The sequence below is a fragment of the Flavobacterium phragmitis genome, from assembly GCF_900112575.1.
GTDB classification, from domain to species: domain Bacteria; phylum Bacteroidota; class Bacteroidia; order Flavobacteriales; family Flavobacteriaceae; genus Flavobacterium; species Flavobacterium phragmitis.
On record NZ_FOMH01000007.1, the window covers coordinates 237,567 to 248,852 of the forward strand.

Sequence of the window (11,286 nt, forward strand, 5' to 3'; positions counted from 1 at the left end):
TATATAACCTCTAAACCTAACACATAACCCTTAACACATAACTCCCAACTTTCATCAATGAAAAAAATATATTTTGCTTCAGATCAGCATTTTGGTGCGCCAACTCCAGAATTGAGTTTACCGCGCGAAAAGAAATTTGTTGCCTGGTTAGATGAGGTTAAAGAAGATGCAGAAGCCATTTTTTTATTGGGAGATTTGTTTGATTTTTGGTTTGAATATAAAACAGTTGTTCCAAAAGGTTTTGTGCGTGTTTTGGGGAAACTGGCTGAAATTCGAGACAGCGGAATTCCGATTTATTTTTTCGTTGGGAATCATGATTTATGGATGAACGACTATTTTGAAAAAGAATTGAATATTCCGGTTTATCACGATAATAGAGAATTTACTTTTAACGGAAAAACCTTCCTGATTGGCCACGGCGACGGAAAAGGCCCTGGTGATAAAGGGTATAAAAGAATGAAAAAGGTATTTACAAATCCGTTTTCAAAATGGCTTTTTCGTTGGCTTCATCCTGATTTGGGTGTTGGCTTGGCACAATATTTATCGGTTAAAAACAAATTGATTTCAGGAGACGAAGACATTACATTTTTAGGAGAAGATAAAGAATGGCTGATTTTGTATGCCAAACGAAAACTAGAAACCAAACATTATAATTACTTTGTTTTTGGACATCGCCATTTGCCAATGATAATTCCAGTTGGCGAAGATTCAAATTATGTAAATCTAGGCGACTGGATTGGCTATTTTACTTACGGCGTTTTTGACGGCGAAAATTTTGAACTTAAAAAATTCGAGAAGTAGTTTAGTCAAAAGTCAAAATTTTAAAGCAAAACTTTTATTTCGCATTTGCTGGATAAATTCCGATTTTGTGCGTTCGCAAAATATATTCTGAAAGCTGTTTGCTATTTGAAAGCTGAAATTTAATTGCTCCAGAAGCTTTTTTCGGCATGTGGCATTCTACACAATTTGAAGCTAATAATTTCTCAGGCATTATTTTCAAGGTCGTTTCATCGTGCTTTAAACCTTGATGACAGCTCATGCAAATTTTAGAATACGAAGCCATGTTTTTAGAAGCATTTTCATGTGGATTATGACATGAAATGCAATCCATTTTTTCACTTTTAATGAAACATTTGCTTTGTGCCATCAAACGGAATTGATTTCCGTGTACATCAAATTTTGCGGTATCGGTAATGCTTCGAGTATCTCTGTAAAAGTCAGATAAATTATTTCCGGGCTTAAAATCAAAACGGGATTTCATTTTCATTCCGTCATTTCCGGCGTGACACAGAGCGCAGGCATCCAATCTTTGTTGTCTGTTTAGGTTTTTGAAACTTGTTATTGAGTTTGCAACTTTTATATTTGGATTTTTCAGATGAAATTCAACATGTTTTTTTGCTGGGCCGTGACAGCGCTCGCAGTCAATTCCGTAAACTATTGTCTCTTTTCTGATAATATCTTCAACGTCCATCGACATGAAGTTTTTTTCTGCAGAACTTTGGTTAACCATTCTTGAGCTGATGTTTGAACTATGACAGGCATAACAATCTTTTACTACCATTCGGTCAAAATAAGGTTTGTCAGCTGGGAATCCCGGACTTGTAGCCCAATTATTTATAGAATGGTAAAATGAAACCGGTAATTCGTAAGTATTATTATTTTTCCAGTAAACAGAGGTCTGGGCATGTTTGGTTCCAAAAACAATTTCGAATTTATATTTCGAAACTTCTTTTCCGTTTTTGTATACAACCTGATACAAACTGTCACCATGCTTTTCCATTACCAATTTGGTGTCTTTATCATAAATGAAAGTATGATTTTTAGAATCGAAATCACCTGAAACGTTTCCTAAAACGGCAGGAGCTGTAGCTTTAAAATGCGAACTGTGAAACGCCATTTCAGATTGTACTTTATGACATTGAACACAGCTTTCTGAACCCGCATAATCAGTACCACGGGGATCTATATATTCTTCTGATTTATTAGTACAGCTCACAAAAAATATTGCCGTGAGAATGGTAGTAAGTAGAAATACAGCTTTTTTCATTGCTGTAAATATACTTTTTTTTGATTTGAATCAAAATATATTTCAATAATGAAAAAATGTTGTTAAAATATTTAGAATGTTTCTTAATTCATTCCAACTCCATAGATATATTCATCCAACTCGATTTTGAATAAAGAGCCTTCAACTAAATCTTTAATCGACTTTAATTCGGTCATATTTACAGCCAAATCAATCGAATTGCAAGGAGTTTTCAATAAAAATTTATGACAAGAGTATTTCATTTCACAAGCTTCACAACAGGCGTTTTCGATCATACTGTCTTCGATTAAATCGCAGAAAAGATTTAGTTCAGCCACTGTAAAATAAAATCCAGTTTCTTTAAAAACCAATTGTACTCTGTCTGAAATAGTCGTGTTTCGCTCTTTCCAGTAAAAAGCTATTCCAAAGTTATTATGATATATTTGTTCAATTTCTCTCATCGTAAATCCTTTTATTTCAACAAATATAAATATTATTTAAACTAATTCTAAATAAAAAAATCATAAAAAATGAAAAATTATTTGAACCATATAAGAGATATAAGTTCATATTAAAGAGATTTTTGTTTTGAGTCGTATCACACAATGAAAAAGCCTTCCGTTTTAATTGAAGGCCAATCAGATGAGTTCGATATTAAATGAACTTATATCTCTTATATGGTTTAAAAAAAGTTATTTAATCCATTTCTTTATGTTAGCAAGAAATTCATTTTGCTGATCAACAAATAAATAGTGGGAACAATTGTCCAGAAAAGCAAAGTGATTTTCGCCAGCAATATCTTTTATAGATTTGATTTGTGATGATGAAAAAATGCCGTCCTCTTTTCCGTAAATTCCATAAATAGGAACGCCAGCGGTTTTAATTTTCTTTAATACAAGACGCGTATCAATATTATTTTGCTTTTCGTTTTGATAGAAGAGAAGTGGAGCATTTTTGTTTCGAATATTGGTTTTGAAAAATTCTCCTGCTTCGTAATCAGCGTATAACCTTTTGGATTCTGCTGTTGGTTTTGGCATTTTAAAAAAGCCATTTTCACCTGCAAGTTCGTAACATCCTTTTCTATATTCAGCTGAATTTTTATTTAGATTCTCTACAATACTAATTTTCCTTAGTTGTTCAGAATCATTATTGTATTTTCTTTTCAATGTATTTAAAATATGATCGTACGTTTCCTGTTGGGAGAATAATGCTCCAGCCAAAACCAAAGCACTCACATTCTGCGGATATTTATTAGTATAAAGTGTTGCTACTAAACCGCCAAAACTATGGCCTAGAATAATGGCTCTCTTTAAATGATAGGTTGCATAAATAGAATTTAAATCTTGAAAAGCTTCTTCATAAGTAAACGTGGCATTAGAATCTGTAGATCTTCCTTCGCCACGACGATCGTAAGCAATAACGTAAAAACCTTGATCAGCTAGTTTTTGAGCTGTTGTTCCTTCAAACAATGTTGCGTTGCCACTTGGTCCTCCGTGAATGAAAATTATGGTTTTATCCTTTTTGTTACCGTAGGTTTTGATGTAAAGATTTTGACCTTTAGCTAGAAAGGAAAACGCGAGAAAAAAAGAAAGGAGAAATGATTTCATCTATTCCAATTTATGATGTTCATCCATATCTCTTTTCAAATCTAAATTTCTAAAGGTTGGAGATTTCAATGCAGTGAAAATTACTGTTAACAGCGTAACACTTCCTCCGAAAACAACTGATGTTACAGCGCCCATCAATTTGGCAGTTGCACCACTTTCAAAAGCACCCAATTCATTCGAAGAACCAACAAAAATTGAGTTTACAGCGCCAACACGTCCACGCATATGATCGGGAGTTTTAAGCTGTAAAATCGTTTGGCGGATTACCACCGAAATTCCGTCAGCCAATCCGCTTAAAAATAAGGCGAAAACAGAAAGCCAGAAATAAGTAGAAAGTCCAAATAAGATGATTGATAATCCGAAGACAAAAATGGCAATTAAAAGTTTCTTTCCTGCATTTTCATATAAAGGAACATAAGCTGATACTAGCATTGTGATAAAGGCTCCCACGGCAGGCGCCGCTCTTAAAATTCCGAAGCCTTCAGAACCTACTTTCAAGATGTCTTGAGCAAAAACAGGTAACAATGCTACGGCTCCTCCAAAAAGTACTGCGATCATATCGAGTGATAAGGCTCCTAAAACTATTTTGTTTTTAAATACAAATGTCAAACCTTCCATAAGACTATCTTTTATAGATTCTCCCATTTTCGGATTGATAATTGGTTTCTGGCTGATTTGTGATAAGGCAATTAATGAAAGAATCGAGAATCCGAAAACCAAACACATTGACCAGTGAACGCCAATCCAGTTTATTGAGAATCCCGCCAGCGCAGGTCCCATAACAGCTCCAATCTGCCAAACCGAACTGCTCCAAGTTGCCGCATTTGGGTATACTTTTTTGGGAATTATTAAAGACAAAAGCGAGAAAATAGTTGGTCCCATAAAAGAACGTACAATTCCGCCAAAAAATACAAGTGCATAAATCGAGTATAAAATGTAATCTTTAGATAGACCGCCAACTACTTTTGGCCAAGTCAATAAGAAAAGCCCAAAACTAATTACTGAAAAACCTAGAATACATTTTACCAATAAACCTTTCTTTTCTCTCTGATCTACAATATGTCCCGCAAACAAAGACATTGAAACGGCAGGGATAATTTCCATTAAACCAATAATTCCTAACGAAAGCGGATTCTTGGTTAAACTGTAGACTTCCCATTCAATTACAATAAACTGCATCGACCAGGCAAAAACCATCGCAAAACGCAATAATAAAAACACATTGAATTCTCTATAACGCAATGCCTGATATGGATCAGGTTTGTTGGATTTAATTTCTTCCATTTGTTCGAATATCTTTCAGCATAAGCTGTGTTGAAACCGTTCCGTTCCATTCATTTTCGGCAATGGTGTATGCCAATTGAAACAGATTTTGATTTTGTGTTATGTTTAGTTTTTTTCCTAGCCCGAATCCGATAGCGGCGATTCCGTCTGAGTTATACTGTTTAGCGAAAAGCCTTAAATGTTCTTCTTCTGCACCTAGCGTTTTGGCATAACCAGTATCTTTTACATCCTTAGTCATAAACACTGGTGTCATATTTTGTGGGCCAAAAGGTTCAAATTGTTTTAAAATCCGAATCAGTTTTGGTGTTATATCAGAAAAATTTATTTCGGCATCAATTTCGATTTCTGGAGTTCGCATTTCAGGTTTAATGGTTTCTTGAACGCATTTCTCAAAAGCTTCTTTAAAAAGCTGATAATTTTCGGCTTTTAAAGTCATTCCAGCTGCATACATATGTCCTCCAAATTGTTCTAAATGTTCTGCACAGGCATCTAATGCATTGTAAACATCAAATCCTTTTACAGATCGGGCAGAGGCTGCATATTTGTCTCCGCTTTTTGTAAAAACCAAAGTCGGACGATAATACGTTTCAATTAATCTCGAAGCTACAATTCCGATTACGCCTTTGTGCCAGTCTTCCTGAAAAACGACAGTTGAAAAACGTTCTTCTTCCTTATTTTCTATAATTTGTTGGAAAGCCTCTTTGGTGATTTTTTTGTCCAAATCTTTTCGGTCAGCATTATATTGTTCTATTTCCGATGCAAATTGTTGCGCTTGTTCAAGATCAAATTCGGTTAAAAGTTCTACAGCATGATTTCCGTGTTTGATTCTTCCTGCGGCATTAATTCGCGGTGAAATAATAAAAACAACATCGGTAATGTCTAAAACCTTCTTTTTAACTTGATGTACCAAAGCTTTGATTCCTGGTCTTGGTTCGCTATTGATTACTTTCAATCCGAAGTAAGCCAAAACTCGATTCTCTCCAGTTATTGGAACAATATCGGCTGCAATTGCTGTAGCAACCAAATCCAAATAGGGAACTAAATCTTCGATTGTTTCATCTCGATTTTGGCCTAAAGCCTGAATCAGTTTAAAACCAACACCACAACCGCATAATTCATCATATGGATAAGAGCAATCTTCTCTTTTTGGATCTAGAACGGCAACGGCGTCCGGTAGAAAATCTCCTGGTCTGTGGTGATCGCAAACAATAAAATCGATGTTTTTCGCTTTTGCGTAAGCAATATGGTCAATTGATTTGATGCCACAGTCTAAAGCGATAATCAAGGAAATTCCGTTGTCGTCTGCGTAATCAATTCCTTTAAATGAGATTCCGTAACCTTCGTCGTAACGATCCGGAATGTAAGTAGCAATATTTGGATAATGTGATTTTAAATACGAAGAAACCAAAGAAACCGCTGTTGTTCCGTCCACATCATAATCGCCAAAAACCAGAATGTTTTCCTGATTTTCAATCGCTGATTCAATTCGGGAAACGGCTTTGTCCATATCTTTCATCAAATACGGATCGTGCAGATGTTCTAAAGAGGGGCGAAAGAAATTTTTAGCATCATCAAAAGTTTCAATACCACGCTGAATCAAAAGTGTTGCTACAAAATCTTCTACATTTAAAGCTTGCGCTAAATGTTTGATTTTATCTTCAGAAGGTTTTGGTTTTAATGTCCAACGCATTTTTTAATTGTAGATTTTAGATCTTAGATTTCAGATTTATGAAATCGTTTAATCTTGATAGGTAATTTTTTTTTAAACACATAGAAACATAGCTTATTGGAAACTTGAAAAAGGCGTTTCACTTGCATAAATTCACATAACTTTGACTATGTGTTAGAAACTAGTTTTCTTTCTAAATTCTTTTATTCATAAATAAAAATCTATGTTTCTATGTGTTTAATTTTTTCACGCAGATTTTGCAGATACGGCAGATTTTTTTAATCCTTTTAATCTGTGAAATCTGTGGCAAAAATATTTTGTTTTGTAAGGGCTTCGACTCCGCTCAGCCTGACATTTGTTACTTCGCTTCTAGCGCATTTCCTTCAAACTTAATTCCGTCCCAACCTAAGTTGATGAAATTTCTAATGTTTTGGTGATTTGTTCCATTTGGATCTCCTAAAACTTCTTCGTAATAGAAGGCTCCAAAACAAGCTAATGTTTCGTCTTTGCTTAAGTTTTGCAGTTTTGCGAAAGAAAATAATTTACAAGAACCTGAATTTTCTCCAGCAGCATTGTGCTGTGTTCCGTTTTGAAAAGCTGTTGGCGTAAAATTGTAATTTTCTTCGATTACTGCGATAGTTTCAGGAAATGTGATTTGAGTTGGAGTTTGTTTTACTTTTTCTAAAAAGGCTTGTATGCTCATGATTTGTTGTTATTAGTTTTTTTTGCCACGAATTACACAAATTAAATTCGTGCTAATTCGTGAAATTTGTGGCGAAAATTATTCTTCGTCCTTCGAAAACTTACTTTTCTTAGGTTCTTTTGTTATTGTTTTTCCGGCGACGACCACGACGATTTCGCCTCGTGGCGCTGTTTTTTCAAAATGCGCTAGAACTTCTTTTGCGGTTCCGCGTACATTTTCTTCGTGTAATTTTGATAATTCCCTTGAAACGCAAACTTGTCGGTCTTCTCCAAAATATTGCACAAATTCAGCTAAAGTCTTAACGAGTTTATGGGGAGAAACGTATAAAATCATCGTTCGGGTTTCTTCGGCTAAAGCCAAAAATCGAGTTTGACGTCCTTTTTTATCAGGCAGAAAACCTTCAAAAACAAATTTGTCGTTTGGTAGTCCGCTGTTTACAAGTGCAGGAACAAATGCCGTTGCACCTGGAAGACATTCTACTTCAATCTTATTTTCAACGCAGGCTCTTGTCAATAAAAAGCCAGGATCTGAAATTGCGGGAGTTCCAGCATCTGAAATCAAAGCGATAGTTTCACCGGCTTTTAAACGTGCAATTAAATTTTCGGTGGTTTTGTGCTCGTTGTGCATATGATGACTGTGCATGTGTGTGCCAATTTCAAAATGCTTCAATAGTTTACCACTTGTGCGGGTATCTTCGGCCAAAATCAAATCGACTTCTTTCAAAACCCGAATGGCTCTAAAAGTCATGTCTTCAAGATTGCCAATTGGCGTTGGAACGATATATAATTTTGACATAGTTTTTAATATTATAACACGAATTAGGACAGATTATAAATACTAATCAAAATTTCACAAAGAAAAAAATCCGTGTTAATTCGTGAAATTTGTGTTTTATTTAAGCGAATTTCTTCTCTATTATTCCCATAAAACGTTCAGCATAATCTTCTTTCCCTTCCCAATTATTATAATCCGGTTTTACCATGTTTTCAATAAATTCTTTTGCTTCACTGTAAGAATCAAAAGTCATTAGTTGGTTTAAAACGCGGCTGTAATCTTCTGTACTGTTTCCGAAAAGATTTTTGGTAAACGCAATTCTGTCATTTAAATCAATGTGAAATCCTCGAGATAGTTTTTCGTTTAGGCTAACTGCTTTTGGTTGTGATGGAGTTTCCAGAATAGCAGTTTCTACTTTTTTAGGCTCCTTGAAATCATTAATTGATGGCGTTGAAACAGGAGGCACAGCTTCAAAACTATCCACTTTTACAAACTGCGCATCAGCATAATTAATTCCAAAATCTTCAAACAAAATAGTTGGAGCACCAGAAGTGTTTGTTTTTGGTTCTTCCTTAGTTTCCTCTACGATTTCTTCTTGAATTTCTTGTGTATCTAATTCAAATGCAGGTTTGAAATCTGGAATGGGTTTTAAATCACTAACCGTTGTAAATGAAAGTTCTTCAATAGTATTTTTAGAATCTTCTGTTTTTTCAATTTCTTCTTCGGCTTTAACTTCTTCAACTTCAGGTTCAATAATTTCAGCTAAAATTGGTTCCGAAATTTCTTCAATAATTGGCTCAACAGCTTCTACAACTTCTAAAGGTCTTTCTTCTGAAATTTCTGTTTCATAAGATTCTTCCAATGAAATTACTTCTTGCGCAACTGGAGTTTCTTCTTTAACTTCAGATTCAAGCTCAATTACAGGTGTAGTTGTTTCATCTTCTTTATTGAAAAGAGTCTCCAATTCATTAGTAATATCAGCCTGTCCGATAGTTGGTTTTGCTGCGTCAAAATTTTCTTCTACAAATTTTAAAACCGCTAATTTTTCATATAATTTCTGAGTTTCAAGATACAATTGATTGATATCGGATTTATTTTTAAGCTTTAAAATTCGATGAGCAATGCTGATTAAATCGGCTTCCAATTTTTTTTTCATAACTGTTGAAATTATAGTGACTAAGGTATTTTAGTGTATTTAATGTCTGAATGTCTTTATTCTTAAATAAATTCGGGAGATCTTTTAAAGATATTTTTTATTTCTGTTAATAAGCGATCGCTGATCTCCGTTTTGATAAAAATTTTCTACTTTTGAAAAAATGTAAAACAGCACATTTTTACGTCAATTTATTACCAGTACAAAGTAATAAAAACTTATTCATTTTAAAAGGCTGAAAAATACAAAATGTTTCTCGAAAATACAGTAAATCACAAAGAACAATTTGGTTGGATTGAAGTTATTTGTGGATCAATGTTTTCGGGTAAGACCGAGGAGCTGATCCGCAGATTAAAGCGTGCGCAATTTGCCAAACAAAGAGTTGAAATCTTCAAACCCGCTATCGATACCCGTTATCATGATGAAATGGTAGTGTCTCACGATTCTAATGAGATTCGTTCTACACCAGTTCCAGCAGCTGCTAATATTTTAATTTTAGCACAAGGCTGTGATGTAATCGGAATTGATGAAGCACAGTTTTTTGATGATGAGATTATCACAGTCTGTAATGATTTAGCCAATCAAGGAATCCGCGTAATTGTGGCTGGGTTGGATATGGATTTTAAAGGAAATCCCTTTGGACCAATGCCGGGACTTATGGCAACTGCCGAATATGTAACCAAAGTGCATGCGGTTTGTACCAGAACCGGAAATTTAGCTAATTACAGTTTTAGAAAAACAGATAATGATAAACTGGTGATGCTGGGAGAAACTGAAGAATACGAACCACTTAGCCGTGCAGCGTATTTTAAAGCAATGAAAAAAAATCAGGAAAAATAAAATCAATATTATCTCAAGCTAATTAAAAATAAATATGAGGAAGTCTACTGTTTTATTATTGCTATTAATGGGGATTGCAGTTGCCTTTGTGGCTTACTTTCAATTCTATCTCGTCAAAAATGAAAATGAGGTGAATACTAAAGTAGTAGAATTAATCGCAAAATATAATAAAAATTGTCCTTTGAATATTCAGGAAGGTATTCGTTTAGACAGCGTAAGTCTGCATGAAGAAAAAACAGTTCAATACAATTTAACATTATTAAATGTGAATAAAGAAACTGCTGAGGCAGATGTAATTCAAGAAGAAATTAAGAAAAGTCTTTTAAGTACTGCTAAAGCAAATACAGGGCTTCAAGTTTTTCGAGATAACGACTATACTCTTGTTTATAGCTACAGTGATAAAAAGAAGGATTTTTTATTTAATATAAAAATATTACCTGATCAGTATAAATAATTTGACCTTTTTATTGTCAAGCCCGATAGGTTTTTATAACCTGTCGGGCTTTTTTGTTTTTATGATTATTTAGACAAGAATTGTTTCAATCTGATTTTTTATCAATTTCTGTTTTACGTTTTCTGAACAATCAATTGATTTATTATATCTTTTTTTAGGAAAAAAATAAATGAATATTTTCTGTTTTTACATTTCATATCATTCTAAATTCTATATAGGGCTTGTTTTTATGAAGCTTAAAATTTATCAAAACAGAAAAATATATAGGTAGATTCTATCTTAATTTTTTTTTGAATTCAGATTAATTTTGTGCTCAAAAGTAATAGTAAAAATATTAAGAATATTTACATGTTTAAATAAAGATAGAAATTGTTTATAAAAGAAAAGAAATTATGAAAAGGAATATCATGAAAGAACGAATTATGAAAGAGGAAATTATGAAAGGAAGAATTTTAATTATTGTGTTATGTCTTTTGTGCAATGGTCTTATGCAAGCGCAAGTTGGAATGATGACTAATAATCCAGATAAGTCTGCAATACTGGACATGAAAGATGCAAGTAATAAAGGACTATTGATACCAAATGTAAATCTTGCTACAACTACTTTTGTAAGTGGTATCAATGGTGGTGTACCCGCTCAGAGTCTTTTGGTGTACAACACAAACGATGGTATTACTGGTACTGGTGCTGCAGGTACAGGGTATTATTTTTGGGATGTTAATATATGGAAGAAATTAGCAACCAGTAGTGAAGCTTCAGGTGGAGTAAATACAGAA

General features: G+C 33.9%; 11 protein-coding genes and 1 pseudogene. 4 read left to right on the plus strand and 8 right to left on the minus strand.

Annotated elements, in window-relative coordinates:
• The first annotated feature begins 57 nt into the window (after positions 1-57).
• A complete protein-coding gene (locus BM289_RS14250) occupies positions 58-801 on the plus strand; it encodes a UDP-2,3-diacylglucosamine diphosphatase (protein WP_091494654.1) in 744 nt (247 codons plus the stop codon).
• A gap of 34 nt (positions 802-835) precedes the next feature.
• Here the strand turns inward: BM289_RS14250 and BM289_RS14255 are convergent, their stop codons facing one another.
• The 8 genes from BM289_RS14255 to BM289_RS14290 form a co-directional block, all read right to left on the minus strand.
• On the minus strand, positions 836-2,047 hold the full coding sequence (locus BM289_RS14255; RefSeq protein ID WP_091494656.1) for a cytochrome c3 family protein: 1,212 nt from the start codon (positions 2,045-2,047) through the stop codon (positions 836-838).
• A gap of 83 nt (positions 2,048-2,130) precedes the next feature.
• On the minus strand, positions 2,131-2,487 hold the full coding sequence (locus BM289_RS14260) for a hypothetical protein (protein WP_091494658.1): 357 nt from the start codon (positions 2,485-2,487) through the stop codon (positions 2,131-2,133).
• A 231-nt stretch (positions 2,488-2,718) separates the two neighbouring features.
• Positions 2,719-3,633, minus strand: a complete 915-nt coding sequence (locus tag BM289_RS14265) for an alpha/beta fold hydrolase (RefSeq protein WP_091494660.1) — start codon at positions 3,631-3,633, stop codon at positions 2,719-2,721.
• Complete coding sequence (locus tag BM289_RS14270) at positions 3,634-4,917, minus strand: MFS transporter (protein ID WP_091494662.1); 1,284 nt, start codon at positions 4,915-4,917, stop codon at positions 3,634-3,636. It abuts the gene before it with no gap.
• Positions 4,904-6,607, minus strand: coding sequence for a single-stranded-DNA-specific exonuclease RecJ (gene recJ / locus BM289_RS14275; RefSeq protein WP_091494664.1), 1,704 nt, complete (start codon positions 6,605-6,607; stop codon positions 4,904-4,906). Before recJ ends, BM289_RS14270 begins: the two co-directional genes overlap by 14 nt.
• A gap of 337 nt (positions 6,608-6,944) precedes the next feature.
• Positions 6,945-7,289 carry a HopJ type III effector protein gene (locus tag BM289_RS14280; protein ID WP_091494666.1) on the minus strand — a complete coding sequence of 115 codons (345 nt, stop codon included), beginning with the start codon at positions 7,287-7,289 and terminating at the stop codon, positions 6,945-6,947.
• A 78-nt stretch (positions 7,290-7,367) separates the two neighbouring features.
• On the minus strand, positions 7,368-8,084 hold the full coding sequence (gene rsmI, locus BM289_RS14285) for a 16S rRNA (cytidine(1402)-2'-O)-methyltransferase (RefSeq protein WP_091494668.1): 717 nt from the start codon (positions 8,082-8,084) through the stop codon (positions 7,368-7,370).
• Between the two features lie 100 nt (positions 8,085-8,184).
• Positions 8,185-9,219 (minus strand): hypothetical protein, encoded by a 1,035-nt coding sequence (locus tag BM289_RS14290; RefSeq protein WP_091494670.1) that lies wholly within the window; start codon positions 9,217-9,219, stop codon positions 8,185-8,187.
• Between the two features lie 246 nt (positions 9,220-9,465).
• Here BM289_RS14290 and BM289_RS14295 point away from each other — a divergent pair, with 246 nt between their 5' ends.
• The 3 genes and pseudogenes from BM289_RS14295 to BM289_RS25450 all read left to right on the plus strand — a co-directional run.
• Positions 9,466-10,056, plus strand: a complete 591-nt coding sequence (locus BM289_RS14295; RefSeq protein ID WP_091494672.1) for a thymidine kinase — start codon at positions 9,466-9,468, stop codon at positions 10,054-10,056.
• 34 nt (positions 10,057-10,090) lie between these two features.
• A complete protein-coding gene (locus BM289_RS14300; RefSeq protein WP_091494674.1) occupies positions 10,091-10,510 on the plus strand; it encodes a hypothetical protein in 420 nt (139 codons plus the stop codon).
• Between the two features lie 488 nt (positions 10,511-10,998).
• Positions 10,999-11,286: pseudogene (locus BM289_RS25450) on the plus strand (hypothetical protein); the annotation flags it as partial.